This is a genomic window from Limnochorda pilosa (assembly GCF_001544015.1).
GTDB classification, from domain to species: domain Bacteria; phylum Bacillota; class Limnochordia; order Limnochordales; family Limnochordaceae; genus Limnochorda; species Limnochorda pilosa.
Genome location: NZ_AP014924.1, coordinates 2,566,169 through 2,588,474 on the forward strand (window position 1 = coordinate 2,566,169; position 22,306 = coordinate 2,588,474).

The 22,306-nt window shown below is 73.6% G+C and carries 19 protein-coding genes; 4 read left to right on the plus strand and 15 right to left on the minus strand.

Features of this window, described 5'->3' with window-relative positions; all coding sequences use genetic code 11:
• Nucleotides 1–24 precede the first annotated feature (24 nt).
• Entirely contained in the window at nucleotides 25–1,068 is a 1,044-nt protein-coding gene (gene mtnA, locus LIP_RS11280) for an S-methyl-5-thioribose-1-phosphate isomerase (protein WP_198409512.1), read from the minus strand.
• Nucleotides 1,069–1,443: 375 nt separating this feature from the next.
• Between mtnA and LIP_RS11285 the strand changes: the two genes are divergently transcribed.
• Nucleotides 1,444–2,100, plus strand: a complete 657-nt coding sequence (locus LIP_RS11285) for a hypothetical protein (protein ID WP_068138366.1) — start codon at nucleotides 1,444–1,446, stop codon at nucleotides 2,098–2,100.
• Nucleotides 2,101–2,109: 9 nt separating this feature from the next.
• Here LIP_RS11285 and menE read toward each other — a convergent pair whose 3' ends face one another.
• From menE to LIP_RS11315, 6 genes are read right to left on the minus strand one after another with little or no spacing between them, the layout of a single operon-like run.
• Nucleotides 2,110–3,594, minus strand: a complete 1,485-nt coding sequence (gene menE / locus LIP_RS11290; RefSeq protein WP_198409513.1) for an o-succinylbenzoate--CoA ligase — start codon at nucleotides 3,592–3,594, stop codon at nucleotides 2,110–2,112.
• Nucleotides 3,595–3,638: 44 nt separating this feature from the next.
• Nucleotides 3,639–4,631, minus strand: coding sequence for a 1,4-dihydroxy-2-naphthoate polyprenyltransferase (locus LIP_RS11295; RefSeq protein ID WP_198409514.1), 993 nt, complete (start codon nucleotides 4,629–4,631; stop codon nucleotides 3,639–3,641).
• A gap of 1 nt (nucleotide 4,632) precedes the next feature.
• Nucleotides 4,633–5,451 (minus strand): 1,4-dihydroxy-2-naphthoyl-CoA synthase, encoded by an 819-nt coding sequence (gene menB / locus LIP_RS11300; protein WP_068138368.1) that lies wholly within the window; start codon nucleotides 5,449–5,451, stop codon nucleotides 4,633–4,635.
• A 25-nt stretch (nucleotides 5,452–5,476) separates the two neighbouring features.
• The gene (gene menH, locus LIP_RS11305) at nucleotides 5,477–6,433 is read right to left on the minus strand and encodes a 2-succinyl-6-hydroxy-2,4-cyclohexadiene-1-carboxylate synthase (protein WP_082726231.1); all 957 of its coding nucleotides are present in this window, start codon (nucleotides 6,431–6,433) and stop codon (nucleotides 5,477–5,479) included.
• Entirely contained in the window at nucleotides 6,430–8,325 is a 1,896-nt protein-coding gene (gene menD / locus LIP_RS11310; RefSeq protein ID WP_198409515.1) for a 2-succinyl-5-enolpyruvyl-6-hydroxy-3-cyclohexene-1-carboxylic-acid synthase, read from the minus strand. Before menD ends, menH begins: the two co-directional genes overlap by 4 nt.
• Nucleotides 8,322–9,866, minus strand: coding sequence for an isochorismate synthase (locus LIP_RS11315; protein WP_068138370.1), 1,545 nt, complete (start codon nucleotides 9,864–9,866; stop codon nucleotides 8,322–8,324). Before LIP_RS11315 ends, menD begins: the two co-directional genes overlap by 4 nt.
• 241 nt (nucleotides 9,867–10,107) lie before the next feature.
• On the opposite strand from LIP_RS11315, the gene LIP_RS11320 reads away from it, so the two are divergent.
• Nucleotides 10,108–11,109, plus strand: a complete 1,002-nt coding sequence (locus tag LIP_RS11320; protein ID WP_158509663.1) for a BamA/TamA family outer membrane protein — start codon at nucleotides 10,108–10,110, stop codon at nucleotides 11,107–11,109.
• A gap of 84 nt (nucleotides 11,110–11,193) precedes the next feature.
• Here the strand turns inward: LIP_RS11320 and LIP_RS11325 are convergent, their stop codons facing one another.
• The 3 genes from LIP_RS11325 to LIP_RS11335 all read right to left on the minus strand — a co-directional run bounded on the left by LIP_RS11325 (nucleotide 11,194) and on the right by LIP_RS11335 (nucleotide 15,069).
• Nucleotides 11,194–12,309 (minus strand): serine hydrolase domain-containing protein, encoded by a 1,116-nt coding sequence (locus LIP_RS11325; RefSeq protein WP_068138374.1) that lies wholly within the window; start codon nucleotides 12,307–12,309, stop codon nucleotides 11,194–11,196.
• 144 nt (nucleotides 12,310–12,453) lie between these two features.
• The gene (locus LIP_RS11330) at nucleotides 12,454–13,665 is read right to left on the minus strand and encodes an anhydro-N-acetylmuramic acid kinase (RefSeq protein WP_231699424.1); all 1,212 of its coding nucleotides are present in this window, start codon (nucleotides 13,663–13,665) and stop codon (nucleotides 12,454–12,456) included.
• A gap of 60 nt (nucleotides 13,666–13,725) precedes the next feature.
• Complete coding sequence (locus tag LIP_RS11335; protein WP_068138380.1) at nucleotides 13,726–15,069, minus strand: MFS transporter; 1,344 nt, start codon at nucleotides 15,067–15,069, stop codon at nucleotides 13,726–13,728.
• A 161-nt stretch (nucleotides 15,070–15,230) separates the two neighbouring features.
• Between LIP_RS11335 and LIP_RS11340 the strand changes: the two genes are divergently transcribed.
• Nucleotides 15,231–16,043: a hypothetical protein gene (locus tag LIP_RS11340; RefSeq protein WP_068138383.1), complete on the plus strand. Its 813-nt coding sequence runs from the start codon at nucleotides 15,231–15,233 to the stop codon at nucleotides 16,041–16,043.
• 179 nt (nucleotides 16,044–16,222) lie between these two features.
• Here LIP_RS11340 and LIP_RS11345 read toward each other — a convergent pair whose 3' ends face one another.
• The 3 genes from LIP_RS11345 to LIP_RS20055 all read right to left on the minus strand — a co-directional run bounded on the left by LIP_RS11345 (nucleotide 16,223) and on the right by LIP_RS20055 (nucleotide 19,361).
• Nucleotides 16,223–17,107, minus strand: a complete 885-nt coding sequence (locus LIP_RS11345) for a MurR/RpiR family transcriptional regulator (protein ID WP_158509664.1) — start codon at nucleotides 17,105–17,107, stop codon at nucleotides 16,223–16,225.
• A 343-nt stretch (nucleotides 17,108–17,450) separates the two neighbouring features.
• Nucleotides 17,451–17,744, minus strand: coding sequence for a DUF3303 family protein (locus tag LIP_RS11350; protein WP_068138389.1), 294 nt, complete (start codon nucleotides 17,742–17,744; stop codon nucleotides 17,451–17,453).
• 327 nt (nucleotides 17,745–18,071) lie between these two features.
• Entirely contained in the window at nucleotides 18,072–19,361 is a 1,290-nt protein-coding gene (locus LIP_RS20055) for a GNAT family N-acetyltransferase (protein WP_068138392.1), read from the minus strand.
• Between the two features lie 104 nt (nucleotides 19,362–19,465).
• On the opposite strand from LIP_RS20055, the gene LIP_RS11360 reads away from it, so the two are divergent.
• Nucleotides 19,466–20,914 carry a protein O-GlcNAcase gene (locus tag LIP_RS11360; protein ID WP_068138395.1) on the plus strand — a complete coding sequence of 483 codons (1,449 nt, stop codon included), beginning with the start codon at nucleotides 19,466–19,468 and terminating at the stop codon, nucleotides 20,912–20,914.
• Here the strand turns inward: LIP_RS11360 and LIP_RS20060 are convergent.
• Both LIP_RS20060 and LIP_RS11370 read right to left on the minus strand, forming a co-directional pair.
• Nucleotides 20,902–22,080: an N-acetylglucosamine kinase gene (locus LIP_RS20060; RefSeq protein ID WP_068138398.1), complete on the minus strand. Its 1,179-nt coding sequence runs from the start codon at nucleotides 22,078–22,080 to the stop codon at nucleotides 20,902–20,904. The genes LIP_RS11360 and LIP_RS20060 overlap by 13 nt on opposite strands.
• Nucleotides 22,077–22,286 carry an aldo/keto reductase gene (locus LIP_RS11370; RefSeq protein ID WP_068138401.1) on the minus strand — a complete coding sequence of 70 codons (210 nt, stop codon included), beginning with the start codon at nucleotides 22,284–22,286 and terminating at the stop codon, nucleotides 22,077–22,079. The genes LIP_RS20060 and LIP_RS11370 overlap by 4 nt, the downstream gene beginning before the upstream one ends.
• Nucleotides 22,287–22,306: the final 20 nt, after the last annotated feature.

Consider the following 22,306-nt stretch of genomic DNA (forward strand, 5'->3'; position numbering starts at 1 on the left):
AGAGCGGACGCGCCGAGCCCCGAGCTAGCGCACCAGTTCCCGCAGCGCCGCCTCGAAGGGTGGGTGGACGATCCCCCGCTCGGTGATGATCCCCGTGATGAACCGGTGGGGCGTCACGTCGAAGGCCGGATTGTGCACCCGCACGCCCTCGGGGGCGATCCGCACGCCGCCCACCTCAGTGACCTCCCGGCCGTCCCGCTCTTCGATGGGGATCTCCTGGCCCGTGGCGAGTCCCAGGTCGATGGTGGAAAGGGGGCTGGCAACGTAGAAGGGGACGCCGTAGGCCTGCGCGGCCAGGGCCACCCCACTGGTGCCGACCTTGTTGGCCACGTCGCCGTTGGCGGCCACCCGGTCCGCCCCCACCAGGACCAGGTCGACCCCGCCCCGGGCCATGAGGCTGGCCGCTGCGCCGTCGCAGAGAAGGGTCACGGGGATGCCGGCCCGCTGCAGCTCCCAGGCGGTGAGCCGGGCCCCCTGCAGGAGCGGTCGGGTCTCGTCCGCGTAGACCTCCACGGCGATGCCCCGCTCGTGCGCCAGAAAGACGGGCGCCAGGGCGGTCCCGATCCCCACCGTGGCCAGCGCCCCCGTGTTGCAGTGGGTGAGGATCCGCATCCCGGGCGTGAGCAGTCGCAGCCCGTGCAGGCCGATCCGCTGGCAGACCTCCCGGTCTTCCTCCAGCATCCGGAGCGCCTCCTCCAGGAGCCCCTCCCGAACCTGGACAGGTTCCGCCGGATCGGCCGCGGCCAGCTCCCGGGCCCGTCCCTTCATCCGATCCAGCGCCCAAAAGAGGTTGACGGCGGTGGGACGGGAGCGAGCCAGCATCCCCGCCACCTCGTCCACCTGGCGCAGCAGGTCCTCCATGGTGCCCCTGTGGTCCCGCACGCCCAGGTAGAGGCCGAACGCGGCCGCTACCCCGATGGCCGGCGCCCCCCTCACCCGCAGCCGCTGGATCGCCTCGAACATGGCCTCGGGCGAGGCGATCTCCAGGTAGCGCTCCTCGTGCGGCAGCCGCGTCTGGTCCAGGATGGTGGCGTGGTCTTCGTCCCAGCGGATGCTCTCGACGGGCAACCGGTTCACCCCCGTGACGATGGTGAAACTGGCAGCGGCTCCATTCTACCAGGCGCGGCGTCGGAGCGCACGGCGGGCGGGGACGTCGGGCGGAGGCGTCGGCAGGGGACATCGGGCGGGGATGTTGGGCAGAAGGACCTTCCGAGCACGTGTGGAATTAACGTTCCGCAGTTAACGGTTATCCGGTGCATTCGGCCATGTTCGCCAAATCGTTCGGTCGGCGGCGTGCAAGTCCCGATGCGGGTTTGGGCCACGTTGTTCTCTTCTTCACCATACGCCTACACGTTAACTGCATCGCCTTAATCTCACACACGCCTGGAAAGGCCCATGCTCGATGCCACGCGCCCCCCGACCGGCTCCAAAGGAGGCCGTCGCATGCTCGCCGTCTACCTCACCATCGACGCCACGAACCGGCAGCCTTCCTCGTTCCGGAAGGCGAGGCTGGCCAACGAGAAAGGCGCCGAGCTGGCCAGGATCCTGGGCGACCGCTTTCCTGAGGCGCATGTGCTCTTCAACGGCACCCGATTCGTCCGAGGGTGGGTCGAGGCCCGCCACGCCCCCGAGACGCTGGTCGGCCTGCTGGAGTATCTGGTGGACGCTTGGGGGCTGGGACGCTTCGCGGTCGGGCTCGCGCTGGGACCGATTCCCTCCGTCCCCGACACCGGCACCTGGCTCCAGCGGCTGAGCGAACCGGCCCTCCAGAGCATGCGGGCGTGCGGGCTGGCCAGGGACGCCCGCGTGCCGCTGGAGACGGCCGAGTCCGGCACGGAGGCCGACCCGGGCGTCTCGGCCGGGCTGAACCTGCTTCTCTGGCTCCGTTCCCGGTGGCCCGCCGAGACGCGGACCGTGATCGAGCGGGCCGAGCGGGCGTCCACCCTGCGGGCCCTGGCGGAGGAACTGGGGATCTCGCCGCCGGCCCTCACCCAGCGGCTCGGGCGGGCGGGGTGGCGGCCCTACCGGCACGCGCGGCGGAGGCTCATCCAGCAGCTCGAGAGGGCCGTCCGGCGCAAGAGGTCCCGTGCCGGTCCGTGAAGGGGAGGGTCAGTCGGCCAGCCGCCGCCGGAGGAGCTTGCCGGCCGCGTTGCGGGGCAGGGCGTCCACGAAGCGCACGTGGGCCGGCACCTTGTAGCCCGCCAGCCGCTCGCGGCAGAAACCGCGGATCTCTTCCTCGGTGACTCGGGCGCCGGGGCGGAGACGGACGGCGGCCAGGACGGCCTGGCCCCAGCGGGGGTCCGGAACGCCCGTGACGCCCGCCTCGAGCACGGCAGGGTGGGCCAGGAGGGCCGCCTCCACCTCGGCCGGGTAGACGTTCTCCCCGCCTGAGACGATCAGGTCCTCGCGGCGGTCCAGGACGTAGAGGTAGCCCTCGGGATCCAGGTAGCCCAGGTCGCCGGTGTGGAGCCAGCCTCCAGCCAGGGCCCTGGCCGACTCTTCGGGCCGCCGGAAGTAGCCTGCCATCACCGTGGGTCCCCGCACCGCGATCTCGCCGGGCTCCCCCGGGGGCTGGGGGCGGTCGTCCTGCTCGATGCGGAGCTCCACGCCGAAGAGGGGCCGCCCCGATGAGCCCGGCCGGCGGGGCGCCTCGCCCGGGGCCAGGGTCGTCACCTGGGAGGAGGTCTCGGTGAGGCCGTAGGTGGGGACGACGGGCATCCCCAGGCGCGCTGCGGCATCCAGCAGAGGCTGCGGGGCGGGGCCGCCCCCCACCAGCACCGCCCGCAGGCTAGGCGGGTAGGGGCGCCCGCCTCGGACCTCCAGCATCCGGGCCAGCATGGCGCTCACCACCGAAAGGAGCGTGGCACCCTCGACGTCGATGGCCCGGTGGACGGCGTCGGGGTCGAAGCGGGGCTGGAGCAGGGTCGGGATGCCGTAGATCACGCTGCGAAAGAGGATGGCCAGGCCGCCCACGTGGAAGAGGGGCATGGGGGCGAGCCACCGGTCGTCTGGGGAGAGGCCCAGGTTGAGGGCTGAGACCAGGGCGCTCCAGCCGTGGTTGCCGTAGGTGAGCTGGGCCCCCTTGGGCCGGCCGGTGGTGCCCGAGGTGTAGACGATGGTGTGGACGGCGGCGGGGTCAAGCTGGAAGCGGAGAGGCACGTCGGCGGGAGCCACGGCGTCCAGGCGACCGCCCCGGATCGCGGCCAGGCCAGGCAGGCGGGCGGCGATCGCCTCGGCCTGGGGGGCGCTGACCTCGTCGTAGAGGAGGAGCCGGGCCTCCACGTCCTTTAGCTGCCACACGAGCTCGGGGGCGGCCAGGCGAGTGTTCAGGGGCACCAGGACGGCCCCCAGCCGGCCCACCGCGTGCACCGCCTGGACGAAGAGGGGCCCCGGGGAGAGGAGGACCGCCAGGCGGTCACCCTCCCCCACGCTCAGCACGGCCAGGCGCCGGGCCAGGAGCGAGACCTCGCGGTCCAGCTCGCCGAAACTCCACGAGCGGCCCTCGAAGCGGAGCACCTCCCGTTCGGGCGTATGCTCGGCTCGCCAGCGAAGCCAGTCCACCTCGGGCCAGATGGAAGCAGTCGTCCCCCTCACCCTCCCTTGGGCGGCGTCGGGCCGCCAACCGCGGCGCACCCGCCTCAGGGCCGCCAGACGAGGGCCAGCCCCAGCAGGATCGCGAAGAGCAGGTGGAGCTGCCCCGTCCCCTTCAGCACCCGGTTGAGGTCGGGTCCCTCGCTGCCACCCAGGACCGTTCGGCTCAGGCGGTAGGCCAGGGGCAGGCTGAGGAGCGGCAGCCAGAAGAGGGACCCCATCCGTCCTGTGAGGCCCAGCGCCAGCGGGACCGCGTACGCCCCGGCCAGGAAGAGGACGTACTGGATCCGGGTGGCCCGGGCGCCGATGCGCACCGCGACGGTGCGCTTGCCCGCGGCCCGGTCGGTGGCGATGTCCCGCAGGTTGTTCACCACCAGGATGTCGGTGACGATGAAGGCCACGGGCAGCGCCAGAGTGAAGGCGACGGCGCCGGCCTCGCCCGTGTGGAGGTAGTAGGTGGTCACCACGGCCACGAGCCCGAAGAAGATGAAGACGAAGAGGTCACCCAGGCCGTGGTAGCCCAGGGGCCAGGGCCCGCCCGTGTAGAGGATCGCGCCGGCGATGCTGGCCATCCCCACGGCCAGGATGGGCCATCCCCCCGCCCAGACCAGGTAGAGGCCCACCAGGAAGGCGAGGCCCAGAGTGACGGCGGTGCCCGCGGCCACCTCCCGCTCGCTCAGGAGGCCGGCCTGGGTGACCCGGACCGGCCCCGTCCGCTCCGTGGTGTCGGCGCCCCGCTTGAAGTCGAAGAGGTCGTTGGCCAGGTTGGCGCCGATCTGGATCAGCAGGGCGGCCACCAGGGCGGCCAGCAAGACGACCGGGCGGAAGCGGCCCTCGCCCAGGGCGGCGGCGCTGGCCACGATCACCGGCGCCACCGAGGCGGGCAGGGTCAGGGGACGGGCGGCGTGGATCCAGACGCCCAGCTTCGAGCCCGGGGCCGGGGCGGGGATGCCGGGCTCGGAGCCCGGTGGCGGGCCACCCGGCCGGCCGCCGGGCGCTGGGGGCCGGCTCGGGCTACGGACGATCGTGGCCGGGCGCACCCTACGGGAACCGGGGGAACTTGGAGAAATCGGGCTTCCGCTTCTCGAGGAAGGCATTGCGACCCTCCTTTGCTTCTTCGGTCAGGTAGAAGAGGAGCGTGGCGTCGCCCGCCAGCTGCTGGAGCCCCGCCAGCCCGTCGGTGTCGGCGTTGAAGGCAGCCTTCAGGAAGCGGAGGGCCGTGGGGCTCTTCTGGAGGATCTCCTCCGCCCAGGCCACTGTCTCCTCCTCCAGCCGGTCCAGGGGGACCACGGCGTTCACCAGGCCCATCTCCAGCGCCTCCCGCGCCGAGTAGCGGCGGCAGAGGTACCAGATCTCCCGGGCCTTCTTCTGGCCGACGGTACGGGCCAGCAGCCCGGCGCCGTAGCCTGCGTCGAAGCTGCCCACCTGGGGGCCCGTCTGGCCGAAGACGGCGTTCTCTGCGGCGATGGTGAGGTCGCAGACCAGGTGGAGCACGTGGCCGCCCCCGATCGCGTACCCGGCCACCATGGCGATGACGGGCTTGGGCAGGGTGCGGATCTGCCGCTGCAGGTCAAGGACGTTCAGGCGGGGGATCTGATCGTCGCCCACGTAGCCGCCGTCGCCCCGCACCTTCTGGTCGCCGCCGGAGCAGAAGGCCTCCTTCCCTTGCCCCGTGAGGATGACCACGCCGATGGAGCGGTCGTCGCGGGCGGCGGCGAAGGCGTCCATCAGCTCCATGACGGTCTGGGGCCGGAAAGCGTTCCGCACCTCCGGGCGGTTGATGGTGATCTTGGCGATGCCGCCGTGGGTCTCGTACCTGATGTCGGTGTACGGCCGGGCCGGAGTCCAGGTGATGCTCACCGGCTGCGTCCTCCTCTCGCGTCCTTCATCTCGTCGCGTCCTTCGTCTCGCGTCCCTCGTCCAGGAAGGCCCGCACATGCCGGGCGAAGATCCCTGGTTGCTCCAGGTGAACGGCGTGGCCTGCCTCGGGAACCACCTCCGCTCGGGCCCGGGGCAGACGGGCCGCCATGCGGGCCGCCAGGGCCGTGAACTTGGGGTCGAGCGCGCCCGCCAAGAGAAGCGTGGGAGCCTCCACCTCCGGCAGGCGGCTCCAGAGGGGCTCGTGCACGCCCGTCCCCATCCCCCGCAGCGAGGCGGCCAGGCCCTCGGCCCGGCAGGCCAGGCGCTGGCGGCGCTGGCGGCGCCAGACCTCGGGCGGCAGCCGCCGCTGGCTGGCGAAGAGCGGCTGGGCCTCCCAGCGTTCGACGAAGGCCCGGATCCCCGCCCTCTCGATGAAGGCGGCCCGTGCCTCGTCCTGGGCCCTGCGGGCGCTGCGCTCGCGGGGGTCTTCCAGCCCGGGCGAGGCACTCTCGAGCACCAGGGCGCTCACCCGCTCTGGATGGGCCACCGCCAGGTAGAGCGCCAGGCGACCGCCCATGGAGTAGCCCAGCACGTCGGCCCGGTCCACCCCCAGCCGATCCAGGACGGCCAGGAGGTCTGCAGCCTGGCGCTCGATCCGGTGGCGCTCGGCCGCCGGAGCCCGGGGGTCCACCACCCGGGAGGCGCCGTGCCCGAGCAGGTCTGGGGCGATGACCTCCCGCCCGGCGGCCAGCTCCGGCAGCAGGGGGCGCCAAACGGTGGCCCGCCCCGTGAAGCCGTGGAGGAGCAGCAGGGGCCGGGCGGGGTCCCGGAGCGAGTGCCGGGCGGGGCCGGAATCCAGCCTTTGGCCGGAACCCGGTGGGCTTCCACTCCCCTGGTGCTGCGAGGTCGGCGCCGGCGGGCCCGCCAGCTCCACGTGGATGCGGGCGCCTTCCCGGGTGAGGGTGCGATGGCGCACCGTCATGGACGGGCTACCTCCAGGATGGGCGCCACGGCCGCCTCCACCCGCCGCCAGGCCTCCCGGTGCAGGGCGGCGTTCCGTTTCCGCTCGCTGCGGACCTCCACCACGGTGAGCGCTCTCTCCTCCAGGCCCGTCCGCACCGCCTCCCGGAAGGCCTCCCAACCCGCTGGTCGCAGGAGACGACCGCCGTACATCTCCACCGCGGGCCGGAAGTCCAGGCCCGTGGGCGTGGCGAAGAGGGGCTCGAAGGCGTCGCCCAGGGTCGCCTGGGGCAGGAAGGAGAAGATGCCGCCCCCGTCGTTGTGCAGGAGCACCACGGTGAGGGGGATCCGGTGGAGCCGGGCGGCCAGGAGCCCGTTCAGGTCGTGGTAGAGGGAGAGGTCGCCCAGCACCAGCACCGCCGGGCCGTCACCGCCTCCGGCCGCCGCCCCCAGGGCGCTGGAGACCACGCCGTCGATGCCGCTCGCGCCCCGGTTGGCCAGGACGCGCACCCCCGCCGCGCCCCGGTGGAAGGCGTCCAGGTCCCGGACGGGCATGCTGTTCCCCGCGAAGAGCAAGGAACCCTCGGGCAGGAGCGACGCGAGCTCGGCGAAGACCCGGCCCTCGAAGAGCTCCCCGGGCTCCGGCGCGTGCACGGCTTCGGCCAGGGCCCCGGCGCTCGCCTCCTCCAGCCGCCGCCACATCTCCAGCCAGGGCGTTTCCGCTCGGTCGGAAGCGCCGGTCCAAGGGCGCTCCGGCACTCCCAAGGGATCCAGGGCTCGGGCGGGGTCCGCCGCCCCTTCTCCGGCTGAGAGGGCGGCCGTCAGCTGCTCCGCCAGGCGCCGGGGCTCGGCCCAGACCATACGGGTGGCGGTCTGGGCCGGGTCTCGCCAAGCGGGCGCCTCGTCGACCACCCACTGGGGGACGCCGGCGTGGTGCTCCAGGAACTGGCCCAGCACCTTGGAGACGGGCGCCGCGCCCAGCCGGAGGACCCCACCGGGCGCAAGGCGCTCGAAGGCGCCCGGGACCCGGAGGAAGGCGTCGTACGTGGTGATGCGCGGGGCGGCCTCCTGCCCGCCACCCGCGGGGCCCTGGCGGAGCTGGCTCAGGGGGTCCGCCAGCAGGGGCCAGCCCAGGCGCTGGGCGAGCCGGGCCACCGGGCCGGCCAGGGACGGGTCGTCCTGGGGGCCCACCACCACCAGCCCGCGCCGGACTGCGAGGAGCTCTTCTGCCAGGGAGGCGATGGCTTCGGGCTCCAGGGAGCGCCGCCCCGCCTCCACCCGGATGCCTCCGAGGGTCGCGGCGGGGGCGTTCCGGGAGGCCAGGCCTTCCTCCCCCGGACCGGCCGCGGGCGGCCTCGGGATGAGGGGCTCCCGCAGCGGCAGGTTCAGGTGGACGGGGCCGGCGGGGGCCTCCCGGGCCAGGGCGGCCGCCCGGGCCCCGGTGGCCTGGGCATGGCGCACCATCCGGGGAGAGCCCTCGGGCAGGGGCAGCTCGAGGGACGCCTTGGCGTGGGGGCCGAAGAGGCCCACCTGGTCGATGGTCTGGGGTGCGCCCACCTCCCGCAGCTCGCGGGGGCGGTCGGCCGTCAGCAGCACCAGGGGGACGCGTCCGTAGCGGGCCTCCGCCACCGCGGGGTGGAGGTTGGCCGCGGCGGTGCCGGAGGTGACCAGCACGGCCACCGGCTCCCCCAGGGCCCGGGCCATCCCCAGGGCGAAGAAACCGGCGGAACGCTCGTCCACGTGCTGCCAGAGCCGAAGGTTCGGGGTTCGATGGGCCGTGAGCAGGACCGGCGTCGAGCGGGAGCCCGGGCAGAAGACCAGGTGGTGCACGCCCGCTTGGACCAGCGCCTCCATCAGGGCGCTCAGGTAGACGTGGGCCGCCTCAGGAGTCCCGGCGGCTTCCCAGGCGTTCACTGGGCCGCCTCCTCGAGGGCGGTGAGGAAGGGGCGCAACTTGAGCCGCCACTCCCGGACCTCAGCCTCGGGCCGGGAACCGCCCACGATGCCGCAGCCGGCGAAGAGGTCGGCGCCGTCTTCCCGCAGGAGCCCCGAGCGGATGGCGACCGCGAAGGCGCCGTTCCCTGCCGGGTCGACCCAGCCGATGGGGCCCGCGTACCAGCCCCGGTTCCACCCCTCCAGCGCCCGCACCAGCCGGAGCGCTTCTTCCCGCGGCGAGCCGCCTACGGCAGGCGTGGGATGGAGCTTCTCCACCACGTCCAGGAGCCCCGTGCCCGGGGCAAGGCGCCCCCGGAGGGGCGTGTGCAGGTGCTGCACCGTGGGCAGGCGCAGCAGCCGGGGCTCCGGGCTCACCTCCAGGATCTCGGTCAGGGGAGAAAGACCCTCGCGCAGGGCGTCCACCACGGCCTGGTGCTCCTCTCGCTCCTTGACGCTCTCCAGGAGCCCCCGGCCCAGGCGGTCGTCCTCGGCCGGCGTCTCGCCCCGGGGTGCGGAACCGGCCAGGGCCATGCTCTCCACCCAGCCGTCCCGCACCCGCGCCAGGAGCTCGGGCGAGGCGCCGAGGAAGGTGGCTCCCCCCAGGTCCAGCGCGAAGTGGATGGCACGGGGGTTGGCGGCAGCCAGAGCCGCCAGGACCCGGGCGGGGTCGAAGCCGCCCGGCCGGTGTACCCGCACGGCTTGGGCCAGCACCACCTTCCGCACCCGGCCCCGGCGCACCGCCTCCGCGGCCGAGGCCACCGCGCGCATCCAGGGCTCGGGGGCGGGCTCGTGCACCGCCAGGGCGCCCGTGGTTGCGTGAGGCGCCCCGCTGGCGCCGGGGGGAACCGCCCGAGGGGCCACGAGGAGGTGCAGGGCCTTTCGGGCGAGGCGACGGGCGATCTCCTGCGGGTCGTCGCCGGGCTCGACCCAGGCGTTCAAGGTGAGCCAGCCCTCGTCCCCGCGGGAGGTGACCAGGGCCTCCGGCAGGATCAGGAGCCCACCGGGAAAGCCGTGCCACGGCTCCTCGTCCGGTGGGTCGAACGCGAATCCACCCAGGAAAAGGGGGCCGGTGCCGGGAACCGCGGGGCCCTCCGTCACCGCCCTTTCGGACAGACGCCTCCACCCTTTCCGCGTCGTGTGGAAGGCGCCGGCACCCTCCCCGCGCAGAGTCTGAACCGTCCCCGCGCCCACCAGGGTGAGCCGGGCGCCGCCCAGGCCCTCCGCGTGCAAGAGCTCGCTCCAGAAGAGGCGTACGCCGCCGGGTGTGGCGGAACGGGTCAAGAGGACGAGGGGGTCCTGGGCGGGGATGGCCGAGACCCAGCTCGCGAGCAGGGGTTCCCCCCGCTGCCCGGCCTCCGCGATCGCCCGGCTCAGGAAGGCCTCCAGCCGGCCCACCTCGACGGGGGTGGCCGCCGGATGGACGCGGACCTGTCCGGTGCCAGCGTAGCTCCCGCCCGTGGGCTGCATCGGAACGGTTTCGCTGGCCGCCGGGGCCGTGGATCGGCCGCGGGACGCGATCATGGGCCCACCCCGCCTCCCTTTCCTCAAAAGACGCGCTGAATCGTCGCAACACTTTCACAGACCGACGGGTCGGTCTGTCGCGAAACAGTATAGGCGCGCCCTTCCGCGCCGTCAACGGATGCCCGCGCGGCACCCCGCGTGCCTGGCGTCGACCCCCACCGCTTCGGCGGCACTGCCGCGCCACCAGGCACCGCCTTGCCACCAGGGAAGGGCCCCGGGCGCGGTGAAGGGAGAAGGAGAGGTGGACGAGCGGGAGGTGGCGCACGTGAGGCGGACGGGGAGCGCAGGTGGGCCGAGGGGACTCCGTCTCTTCTTGGCCCTGTGGCTCGCGGCGATCCTGATGGTGGCCCTGGGGGGTGCCGCTCGGGCCCAGGCGCCGGTGCCGGTGCAGCCCATCATCGATGCGGACAACGGCGTGCTCGGGGCGGAGCTCTTCGCCGGCGCCGGCCGCGCCGAGCTTTTCGGCGGTGGCGGGTACGGCCTCTTCACCGGGAGCTTCCACTACCGGGCCGGCGTCACCCTGGGCGCCCTGCGCCACCGCCTCACCATGGCGTACCAGGACTGGCCGGGCAGCCTCGTGCTGGGGCGGGAGGGCCAAACGGGCGCCTCTCTTCGCTGGACCCTGAACCCCACCTTCGGCGCCAGGGTCACGCTCACCGGCTTCCAGGGCCGTCTTTGGCCGCTGGAAGCCGAGGGGTCCCAGGGGCCGGAGGTGTGGCTGCTGAGCACCGAGGCCTCGTACCGCCTGCGCCTGGGCGGCCCCTGGCTCCTTACGCCCGGCCTCACCTCGGTGTGGGGCCGTACCCTGGACTCGGGGACCACCTTCACCAGCCACCTGGCCACGGCGAGGCTGCGGCGGGGCTGGACCGGCCTGCAGGTGGCCGGCGGCACCGCCCGGAGCAACGGCTTCCCCGGCTGCTTCTGGCGCCTGGGCGGGGGCGGCAAGGTGCCGCTGCGGGGCTATCCGTCCGAGTATCGCACGGGCGAGTGGCTCCTGGCGCTGAGCCTCGAGCACCGGGTGCCCCTGCCCCTCGACCTGCGGTTGGCCCAGCTCCAGCTCGCCTTCTTCGCGGACGCGGGCGACGCCCTCGGGCCGGACCGCCGCTGGGAGGACCTGAACCTGGCCGTGGGCTACGGCACGGGCCTGGTGGTGGCCACGGCCCTGGGCGAGCTCCACGCGGACCTGGCCTGGAACACCCAGGGCGAGCTGACGCCGGCCGTCTGGCTGAGCGCCCCTTTCTAGGCCGATCCCCGTACGCCCGGGAAGCCTCGACCGGTTCGGGGCAGACTTCGCCGCGCCCCGGGCGCTTCAGCGCGTCCCCGCCTTTCAGCCCGTTGCCGCCCCTCCGCCCACGGCCGCCGCGGCCACCGCATTGTGGAAGAGGGGCCGCAGGCGCAGGTGGGCCTGGTTGTCGCGGCTGGGGTGGACCCGGTTGGTGAGGAGCACGGCGAAGAGCTCCCGCTCGGGATCGATCCAGAGCGAGGTACCGGTGAAGCCCGTGTGCCCGAAGGAGGCCGGGCTGAAGAGGTCTCCTGCCGAGGAGAAGGGGCGGCCGCCGTGGATCTGCCAGCCCAGGCCCCGCTCTTCTTCCTTCCCCGGTGTGAGGCTGCGGGTGGCCAGCCGCACCACCGCGGGGCTCCAGAGGGCCGGTTCGCCCCGCAGGGCCTTCAGCACCTCGAGGGCGAAGGCGGCCAGGTCCCGGGCGGTGCCGAAGAGGCCTGCGTTTCCCGCCACCCCGCCCAGGAAGCGGGCGTTCTCGTCGTGGACCACGCCCTGGAGGACCTCCCCCGTGTCGGGGGCGAGCTCGGTGGCCGCCGCCCGCTCCCTCAGGTCGGGGGCCGGAACGAAACCGGTCGCCTCCATGCCCAGCGGCTGGTAGAGCCGCTCCCGGGCGAGCTGGTCCAGAGGCGCCCCCGCCACGACCTCCAGGATCCACCCCAGTAGGATGTATCCCAGGCAGGAGTAGACCACCCGCTCGCCGGGCGGCTGGAGGAGCGGGTAGCGCAGGAGCTGCTGGAGCCGGTCGGCGGGGCTTCCGGGGTGTCGATAGAGGGGCTCCCAGCCCGAGATGCCCGAGGTGTGGGTGAGGAGGTGCCGGAGGGTGAGTTGCTCTTTCCACTCGCGGCTGGGCCCGCGATCGTGGGCGCCGTAGCCGGGGAGGAAGAGGCTCACCGGGTCGTCCAGGCGAATGCGCCCTTGGTCCAGCAGCTGCCAGGCCAGGGCGGCGGTCGCCACCACCTTGGTGAGGGAGGCGAGGTCGAAAAGGGTCTCCTCTTGCATGGGTCGGCGCATGGGCTGGAGGGAGGCCCAGCCGTACGCCCTGGGCCCGTGCACGTCCCGGGGGGTTCCCACCAGGATGACCGCTCCCGGGATGCTTCCCTCCTGCACGAAGTGCTCCACCACGCCGAAGGCCCGCTCCAAGCGGCCGCCGTCCAGCTCCACCCTACCCCGCCCCTTTCCCACGTCGTAGCGAACCGCCCGCAGGCCACCGCCCTTGGGATCCCCCGCACGGCTGGGCCGCCACCCGGAGGCCAGCCCTGCACCCAGAGCCCTGCGCCGGGCCCGAGCCCGAAGCCGGCTTGCGCCTCACACGCGCCCTCGGGGTGGGGGCCAGCTCACCTGCCCCAGGCGGGCCGGGTGGCGGGCGCCCGTCACCGACGGGAGGTTCGCCGGAACCCCGTGCAGCCCCTCGTCGGCCAGGATGGCCCAGGTGATGGCCTCCCGCCCCTCGTCGGGGAGGCCGTGGTCCGCGTGGCTCTCCACCACGGGCGCGGGTCGACCGGCGGCGGCCGCCTCCCGGGCCAGGGCGCGGGCGATCATCCCGCGCAGGGTGGGGTTCCGCACGCCCCCGCCGCCCAGGATCACCCTGTGCATGGGCCCTCTGGGGAAGATGAAGCGGCCGTACGCCTGGGCGAGGCTCTCGGCCGTGAGGGCCGTGGCCGTGGCCACCAGGTCGTCCGGCCCCAGACCCCTGGCCGTGCCCCGGGCCACCAGGCGCCGGGCGTAGGGCAGCCCGAAGGCCTCCCGGCCGGTGGTCTTGGGCGGGGGGCGCCGGAAGTAGGGGTGGGCGAGGAGCTCCGCGAGCAGGGCCTCGTCCACCCGGCCCCGGGCGGCCCGGCGCCCGTCGCGGTCGAAGCACTCCCGCCCGCCGGTGACCAGGCTCACCACCCCGTCGATCACCATGTTGGCGGGCCCCGTGTCGAAGGCCGTCACCTGGTGGGACTCGATGCCGGCGAAGAGGGGCGTGACGTTGGCAATCCCGCCCAGGTTCTGCACCGCCCGCCCCTCGTCGCGGTGCCGGAAGAGCAGGTAGTCCACGTAGGGGCTCAGGGGCGCGCCCTGGCCCCCCGCAGCCGCATCCGCCGCCCGGAGCCGGTTGACGGTGACCGCGCCGGTGGCCTCGGCGACCAGCGCCGGCTCACCCAGCTCCATCTGGCCGGCGCCCGGGTCGTGATAGAGGATGGGCCCCTGGAAGGCCACCAGGTGGAGCTGGCCTGGTTCGAGGCCGGCCTGCTCCATGAGCCGCCGGGCCGCCTCCCCCAGGAAGCGCCCCACCTCCAGATGGAGGGTCAGGAGGCGCCGGGCGCTGAAGCGGTGCGGCGGGTAGAGGCCGAAGATACCCTGCCGGAGACCCTCGGGAAAGGGCTCCTCGCCGACCCGCAGCACCTGCGCGCTCCGCTCGGGCCCCAGGCCGTGGCTTTCCACCAGGCAGGCGCTCACCCCGTCGCAGGACGTGCCCACCATCATCCCCAGCAGGAGCCGGGGAGGTCCCTCCCCCGCCCGGCCGCCTCTCGTCACCAAGCGTCCTCACTCCTTCGGAGCATCCCCGCCTTCCGGCTCCTTCACCGTCGATGCCCCCTATTCCCCGCCTTCGCCGTGCTTCCCGGCGCAGCCGCCGGCGGTCGCCGGCGCCGGGTTGCAGGGAACGTGCCTCTGGGTGCGACGCTCCACCAGGTTGGATCCCTGCATCAGGATCGTGGCCGCCAGCAGCGCGGCCGACGCCGAAAAGAAGACCGCCCGAAGGCCTGCAGCCTGGCCGATCAGGCCCGCCGTGAAGGGCGCCGCCACCCGTCCCAGGGCCTGGAAGGAGGCGAGGATCCCCACGGCCGTGCCCCGGGCCGCAAGCCCGATCCGCTCGGAGAGGTGGCTCACCGTGAGGATCTCCCCGGCCGAGAAGCTGAAAGCCTGCAGCGCCTGGACGGCCGCCAGGTGCGCGGGCGCCGCGAGAAAGGGGAGGATCGCCCAGCGGACCACGCCGCCCAGGTACCCCACGGCCAGCGGCACCGCCGTGCCCCACCGGTCGCCCGAACGCCCGAAGCCCAGCATGAAGGGCACCTCGAACATGGCCGGGATGGCCTGGAGCACGCCGAAGAGGACGTCGCTGACACCCAGGGTCTCCCGCAGGTAGATCGGCAGGTAGACGATGCCGGACATCTGGGCGAAGGTGAAGAGCCCGCCAGCCAGGTAGAACAGGCGAAGCTCGGGATGGCTGAGGATGCGCCTGGGGTCCGGCATCTCCTCCAGGGGCGGCCGGTCCCGGCCGGTTCGTGGGCCGCCTCCGGTGCCGCCGCCCCCTGCCGCCGGCACCGCTGCCTCCCGCGGGCGCGGGGCCGCGGCACGCCGCAGCCCCAGGACCAGGAGCAGGGTCACCAGGGCGTACACCCCGGCGGCGATCAGGTAGCTCCCCCGGATGCCACCCCAAGCCAGGAGCCATCCCAGGGAGAGGGTGGTGAGGCTCCAGCCGATGGAGCCACTGATGCGGTAGGTGGAGAAGGTGCGGCCGGCGGTGCCCGGGCGGCCCAGGGCGCTCACCGACGTGTAGAGCATGCTCACGTAGGTGGTCATGAGGAGGCCGTTGGCCGTCACCGCCAGGGCCAGGAGGACCGGCGAGCGCAGGTGGGCCAGGGCCACCGTGACCGGTGCCGTGGCCGCCACGGCCAGGATCAGGTACCGGTGCCGGCTGGCCCGGCGGTCCGAGAGGGTGCCGATCCACCCCTGGGAGAGGAAGGCGGCCAGCCCCGCCAGCGCCTGCACCAGCCCGATGGCCGGAAGGCTCATGCCCGTCTCGAAGAGGTAGACGGGGAGGAGCGGCATGGTGAGCCCCCAGGCGCCGTCGATGAGGAAGGTGGCCAGCCAGTAGACCGCGAACTCCCGCTCGCGCCCCGGCAGGGGGCTGGCCAGACGGCGAACGACCCGCTCCATTCCACCCCCGCTTGCCCATGACCCCAGTGACACGCGAACGAGAGACCCCTTCCCCGAAACCCGTGGCTGCGGTCACTTGCGCCGCCGTCTGGAACCCTTTAGAATGGCTTCCGGATCGTTCCAGATCCGGCTCCTGCGTGAGCCAAGGAGGGATTTCTCCCGTGATGCGTTTCCACCTGCACCGCTCCCTTGCCAGGCGCGTGCTGGGTATGGCGGTCCTCCCGGCCGCCCTCGTCCTCGTCGCCCTCGCGGCCGCGCCCGCGGCCGCCGACGACGGCGACCCCACCCCGCCCCGGTGGGAAGACAAGACCTACTCCTGGCACGACGACGAGATGCCCGTCGACTTCCCCGAAGGGGGCGGCGGCCCTGCCCTGAGCCTCGTCTTGATCGACGCGGAGAAGCTGAACGTCGCGGTCGCCGCGGCCCAAGGCGACAACTGGGACGTCCCCAGCTTCGAGGCTGGCCGGCCCATGCTCCTCTGGGGCGGCGGGGGAGGCGGCGGCTTCAACTCGCTGCGCTTCGGCGGCTTCGGCGCCGGCGGCGAGCTGACCGTCGACGATTCGGGCGGTACCTCCCAGTTCAGCCTCGGCTACGGCGGCGCCCGCTTCCAGTACGTGATCCGTCCCGGCGTGGGCCGGGGCGAGACGTACCCCGGCGGCCGGCTGCGCTTCACCCTGGGCGGCCTGGTGGGCGGCGGCGGGTACGAGCTGAAGCTGACGGACAAGAGGGCTGAGCCCACCAATGTGGGTCGCGACTACCCCATCCACCGCTCGGCCTCCCAGGGCTTCGTGCTCCTGGCGCCGGAGGTGGGGATGGAGCTCTCGCTGACGCCCGTCAACCACCTGGTGGTCTCCGCCTCGTACCTCTACCCCGTGACCCTTGGAAGCTCCAACGACGACCCCGGCATCCGTCCCGACCCGGCCGTGATCCAGAACCTGTCCGTCACCGTGGCCCTCATGTTCGGGCTCTTCTAGACCGGCCCGTCCGGGATCCGGCTGCCAGGGCCACCGTCTTCCTGAGCCCGCCCCTCTCCGCTGGGAGGGGCGGGCCCGCGTCCCGAGGCCGGTCCGAGCGGCCCCGACCCGCTCGGAAGGCCGTTCCCGCGGGCTGGATCGGGCGTTCCGCCCTCGAGATGCTGCCCGCGCCGCCTGACCTAGGACGTCTTCCCGTGCCTGGGCTCCACGGCCCGGTGGCTCCGCTCGAGGCTCGCGAAGGACTCGTCGGGACGGCGCACGGCCACGGCGATGAAGAGGATGTCGACCACGGCCAGCTGGCAGATGCGGGAGACCATGGCGCCGCTCCGGAAGGGGGACTCCACCGCTCCCGTCACCAGGGTGATGGCAGCGGCCCGGGCCAGAGGCGATCCCATTTGGGCCGTGATGGCGACGGTGGTGGCGCCGGCCCGGCCCGCGGTCTGGATCGCCTCCAGGACGTCCAGGGTGTTGCCCGAGTAGGAGATGCCGATGGCCACGTCGCCCTCCCGCAGGAGGCTCGCGAAGGCGGTGGCCTGGTGCGGGTCCACGTAGGCCCAGGCGGGCAGGCCGATGCGGGCGAACTTGTGCTGTGCGTCCAGGGCCACCATGCCGGAGGCGCCGACCCCGTAGAAGTGGATCCGGCGGGCGCCCAGGATCGCTTCCTGGGACCGGGCCAAGCTCTCCTCGTCCAGGAGCGGCAGCGTCTCTTGCAGGCCCTGCATCTCCGAGCGGATCAGCTTCTCCTTGATGTCGGCCAGGCTGTCGCCCACCCGGATCTCCCCGTAGATCCGGCCCTCCGCCGTCCGGGCGGAGCCCACCTCACCTGCCAGCACCATCTTGAGCTGCTGGTATCCCTTGTACCCCAACCGCTGGGCAAGCTTCACCACCGTGGACTCGCTGGTCTGGGCCCGGGCGGCCATCTCGGTCACCGAAAGGGCGGTAACCCGTTCGGGCTGCTTGAGTACGAAGTCGGCCACCCGGCGCTCCGACGGGCGCAAACTCGAGTAGCTGGCACGGATCCGGGCCAGACACCCGGGCGGCGCCTGGTTCGTCGTCGGCTCCAAGAAACTCCCCTCCTCCGGCGCGGGCAGAAAGCCCAGCGCCTCGTTCGGCAAAAGTTTTCTTCGTCGCTTGCACAAAACTTTCCTTCCCGGGAGCCCGGCGAGGGGGGTCTGCATCGCAGCCCCCCGAGTAGCCCGCGCCGGAGCGGGCGGTGCGGTGCCTTCCATTCGGGGAAGACGATCCGTGAGGAGGGGGCGAGTCGCCAGCGGCTTCGCTCCGCTTACGCGAGCATCGTTCAGACCGCAGGGCGACATTCGATCCAGGCGGCTTGGCAGTCTTCTCAGCGCCCGTGCCCGAGAGGTGCAGCGTCGAAACGGACATGCAACCAGGGCGGAGAGCCCGTTCTCAACCGCATCCCCCGCGTTCCACCACCGTTTCGCAAGCCGAGGCCGGCCAGACCTCGAGGCTGCCCGCCTGGGCGAAGGGCTGCATGAACTCGTTCACCCTGCCCTCACTCGGGGCGTCCAGGATGAGGTAAAGGGTGTGCTGGCCGTCGAGGACGCCGTCCCCGTGAATCCGGATGCCGAACCGCTCGGCGTTCGCAGGCGACAAGTGATCAAGCAACATCGCCCCCATCCGGGGATCTCTGGCGGGGCACGTCTCTGCGGCGTGCTGGTGCCGGACGACAAACAGGCTCATGGCGAATCCCTCCTTTTCCGACTTGTGAACATGATATACGGACCGCGCCGATCCGGCAACGGGGATCCTTCGGCGAAGGTTTCTCACGCTGGTGGACACCGTTCTCCCCACCGCAAGGAAGAGGCAGCGCGGTCCCTCTCGACGCGTGTGAAGTCAACGGTCAGCCGTTAACGCGTCGCGTCCACCCTCGCTCAACGGGAATCCCACCGGTAGCCGCTTTCGTGCGCTAGCGCGCATCATCGGGTGCGCGATAACGTTAACGCTGGGACGTTCATTTCACACGCGCGCGAGCCGGCCCCGACCGCCTCCAACCGGCCCCCGCCCCGCCTAGACATAGTTCAACCCCTGCGGCCACGGAAGCCGGATGGGGAGCGCCCCGGCCAGCGGGTGGCCGGCCGGCACGAGGTCGCCGCCCGCCGCGACCCCCGCCCCGAAGAGCGCCCGCACCAGGGCCTCCTCGCCCTCCACCTCCCACGTCTCGCCGTCGGGCGTCTTGAGGCCGTAGCGCCGCGCCCGCTCCTCCACAGTGCCCTCCGCTCCGGCAGGGCCCCCGGCTTCGCCGCTCACGAAGGCCCGTGCCCGGGCCCAGCGGGCGGGCAGCCGTTCCTCCCGGTACGGCGCCAGGAGGCGCCAAAGCAGCGGCCAGTCGGTCACGACCACGGTGCCGGGCAGCGCCTCCACCGGGGCGTCCGGCACGACCCAGCCGGCGGCCGCCAGCGCGTGGACGAGGGGATCGCCCTCCAGCACGGGCACGTGGAGGCGCTCCGCCTCGGCCGCCCGGAAGAGGTGCGGCAGGCTCGCGGCCAGGGCCGGTCGGCTCCCGAAGAACTCCAGGGCCATCAGGTCCCCGGGCATGGATGGGCCGGACCCCGTCACCCAGCAGGCCGCGGGCTCTGTGCCCACCTCCACCAGCCAGATCTCCTGGCGAAGGAGGAGCACGGTGGCGAAGCCCGCGGCCTTCACCAGCGCCGGCCAATCGTCCAGGGCCCGGTGCCAGCGCACCGGCTCCTGCTGGTGGAGGGCGGCCAGGATGGGGACATCCGCGGGGATCCGGGTGGGCCGGAGGGTCACGGGCAGGCTCGCCGGGCCTGGCGGTACCGAGGACGAGCCGTCCGCGGGAGCGGTGCCGCCCGCCGGTACGTCCGCCGCGCTCAGGTGGAGGCGCCGGAAGCGGCCGGCCGGGTGGGCACCGTTGCGGCGGTAGAGGCTTCGCGCACCGGAGATGAAGACCAGGGGCCGGCCCTCGGCGCGCGCCCGCTCCAGGCTGAGCTGCACCAGGCGGTCGGCCAGGCCCTGGGAGCGGGCCTCGGGCAGGGTACAGACCGAGCCCATGGAGGCCGTGGGCAGCCGGAGCCCGTGAACGTCCATGCCTCCCATCCAGAGCCCCACGTGGGAGACGGGGCGCCCCCGGTCCGTGAAGACGAAGAGGTTGTCCGCGTTCTCGGGGGAAAAGAGTTGGGGGAACTGCTCGCCCATGGTGGGCGGACGGCCCGTGGCCACGCAGAAGACCTGGTTGACCAGCTCCACCACCGCGGGGAGCTCGTCGGGTCGCACGGTGCGGGGGCCCTCGAGGGCTGAGCCCGCCCGGGTGGTGTCCTGCTGGGTGGAATCGTTCACGATGGTGCCTCCTCCCGGCCGGCGGGGCAGGCTCGCATGGTTCCCTGCCCTGCCCGCCGGACCAGATACCCACACGGCCTGCGCCGAGGAAGGGTGATCGTCCCATGTCCACCGGCTTCGCCATCCGGGGCGTGATCGAGGGCTTCTACGGCCCGCCCTGGACCCACGCCCAACGCCTGTCGCTCCTGGACTTCCTGGCCGACCACGGCTACAACCTCTACGTTTACGCCCCCAAGGACGACCCCTACCATCGGGAGCGCTGGCGGGAGCCGTACCCGCCCGAGAAGCTGGCCGAGCTGCGGGAGCTGGTGGAGCGGGCCCGCTCGGCGGGGGTCGCGTTCTGCTTCGCCATCAGCCCCGGCCTCTCCCTGCGCCACGCCGACGGGGCCGAGGTGGACCTGCTCTGGCGGAAGGTCGAGCCGCTGGCGGCGGCGGGGGTGAGCCACTTCGGCCTCTTCTTCGACGACATCGCTCCCGGCCTCAGCCACCCCGAGGATCAGGCCCGCTTCGCCTCACCTGCCGACGCACAGGCCCACGTGACGGCCCGGCTGCTGGAGCGGATCCGGGCCGCGGTTCCGGCACCGGACGCCGGCTCGGGCTTGCCCGCCTCCCGCCTCCTCTTCTGCCCCACCCAGTACCACGGGGATCCCGACTCGCCGTACCTCCGCCGGCTGGGCGAGCTGCTGGACCCAGAGGTGGAGGTCTTCTGGACGGGTCCCCACGTCTGCTCGCGGGAGCTGACGGCCGGGCACACCCGGGCGGTGGGCGAGGTGCTCCGCCGCCGACCCCTCTACTGGGACAACTACCCCGTCAACGACGGGATGATGGCGCCCGAGCTCCACATCGGCCCCTACACGGGCCGGGACCCGGGCCTGGCCGAGGCGGCCTCGGGTGTGGTGCTCAACCCCATGCCCCAGTTCGAGGCGTCCCGCTGGGTCCTGGGGGCGATCGCCCCGTACCTCGCCCGCCCCTCCGAGTACGACGCCCGTGCCGCCTGGGAGCGGGCCTGGCGGTCCGTGGCCGAGAGCCTCTCCCGCGACCCCGAACCGCTGGCGGCCGCGCTCCTCCACTTCGCCGAGGCCAACCTGGAGAGCCCCCTTCACCCCGAGCCGCCGGAGGCGTACGCCGAGCCCATCGCCCGCTTCCTCCGGGCGCCCATGGAGGAGCGGATGGCGCTGGCCTCGGAGGTGGAAGGGCTCTTCCGCCGTACCCTGCGGGAGCGGGAGCTGCTCCGATCCGCCCTGCCCGAAGCCGCCCGGCAGGAGCTCGAGCCATGGCTCGAGGAGTACGGTCGCTGGGCGGAGGCGGGGCTCCAGGCCCTGCGGCTGGTGGAGGCGGTGGTGCAGGCGATCTGGGCGCCGATCCTCCAGGGCGGAGGCGAGGAGGGGAGCCCGGCCGAACCGCCGGACCGCCTCGCGACCGCCCGCCGGGAACGGGAGCGGCTCCGGGGGATGCTGGAGGCGACCCTGGCCTTCCGCACCCGGGTGATGGGCGACGGGGTGCGGAACTTGGCCGTCCGGCTCCTTCAGGCCACCGGCGTCTACACGGGCTGAAGGAGCCCGCCGCCGGCCGGAGCCCGGCGCCCGCCCTGTCCACCCTGGCGGAGGGTGTGCAGGCGCTCGATCACCTCTTCCGGGAGCTCGCCGTGGAACCGCCGGAGGGCCAGGTAGGCGGCGCCCACCACGGGGTCCTGCACCCTCTCGGCCAGGCGGGCCCGGGGCGCCTCCCGGGCCAGGGCGCCCGCCACCCGCCGCCCCCACGACGGCCCCAGGCGGAAGAGCCCACCGGCGGCCACCACGGGCACGGTCTCCAGCGGGGCCAGGAAGGCGGCCCGCTCGAGCACCGCCCGCACCAGGAGCGCGAGCTCGCCCGCCGCGTCGTCCAGGATCCGTGCGGCCACCGTGTCCCCGGCATCCGCCGCCTCCACCACGGGGCGGGCCAGACGGGCGATCCATCCCCGGTCCCGCTCGCCCCGGTGGACCGGCCCCACCAATGCGGTCACGTCTTCTAGGCCGGCGGCCTCCCGAAGTACGGTTGTGAGCCCGGTGGCGGGGCCGCGTCCGTCGTGGGCCCGCAGGGCGGCCCGGATCGCCTCGCGCCCGATCCAGTAGCCACTTCCCTCGTCGCCCAGCAGGTAGCCCCAGCCGCCGGCGCGCACCTCCTGACCTTCAGGGCCCAGCGCCAGGGCCAGGGAGCCCGTGCCCGCGAGCAGGAGGAGGCCCGGCCCGCCCAGGGTGCCGGCCAGCAGGGCACCAACGCCGTCGTGCACCAGCTCCACGCTGGATCCGGGGAAGAGTCCCTCCACCCGGGCGCGCATCCGGCCCGCCTCGGGCTCCCGGTCCGCACCGGCCAGGGCCAGGGCGACCACCGCCACGGGTCCGTCGAGCCAACCGGTGCCTCCGCGGGCACCCGTCGTGCCCGGCGACGCCGGTCCCGCAGGCTCCAGGGATTCGCCCGGGCCGGCGGAACGGAGGCCTGCGCGCTCCGCCGCCTCGGTCACCGCCCGGGCAGCCACCTCCACCCCGGCCGCGGTCAGGTTGGAGGAGCCCGCCTCACCCCGGCCCAGGAGGCGGCCTTCCGGATCCAGCACCCAGAGCCGGGTGCGGCTGCCGCCCCCGTCCACCGCCACCACCAGGGGGCGGCGTGCCTCGCGCCCCGCCTCCCGGCCCCCCACCTCAGGCCGTCTCACCTCGGGCCGCTTCACCTCGAGCTGCTTCACCTCACGCCTCGGCAGAGGAGATCGCCTCCACCGGAGACCCCGCGGCTGTCGATGCTGGCCGTGTCGATGAAGAAGACGCCCCGGTCCACGGCGTGGTGGATGACAGCGGTGGCGGTCTCAGCGTCGGTCTCGGCGCCGAAGCGCCAGCATCCCAGACAGAGGGCCGAGATCCTCAGGCCCGTCCGCCCAAGGGTTCGCTCGCTCAAGGGCTCGCCTCCTCAAGAGT

Bases quoted from the DNA above. Each gene is read 5' to 3' on its own strand.
- LIP_RS11285 (WP_068138366.1), top strand. From the start codon at position 1,444: ATGCTCGCCGTCTACCTCACCATCGACGCCACGAACCGGCAGCCTTCC.
- menH (WP_082726231.1), bottom strand. From the start codon at position 6,433: ATGACGGTGCGCCATCGCACCCTCACCCGGGAAGGCGCCCGCATCCAC.
- LIP_RS11315 (WP_068138370.1), bottom strand. From the start codon at position 9,866: ATGATCGCGTCCCGCGGCCGATCCACGGCCCCGGCGGCCAGCGAAACC.
- LIP_RS11335 (WP_068138380.1), bottom strand. From the start codon at position 15,069: ATGGAGCGGGTCGTTCGCCGTCTGGCCAGCCCCCTGCCGGGGCGCGAG.
- LIP_RS11350 (WP_068138389.1), bottom strand. From the start codon at position 17,744: ATGAGCCTGTTTGTCGTCCGGCACCAGCACGCCGCAGAGACGTGCCCC.
- LIP_RS11360 (WP_068138395.1), top strand. From the start codon at position 19,466: ATGTCCACCGGCTTCGCCATCCGGGGCGTGATCGAGGGCTTCTACGGC.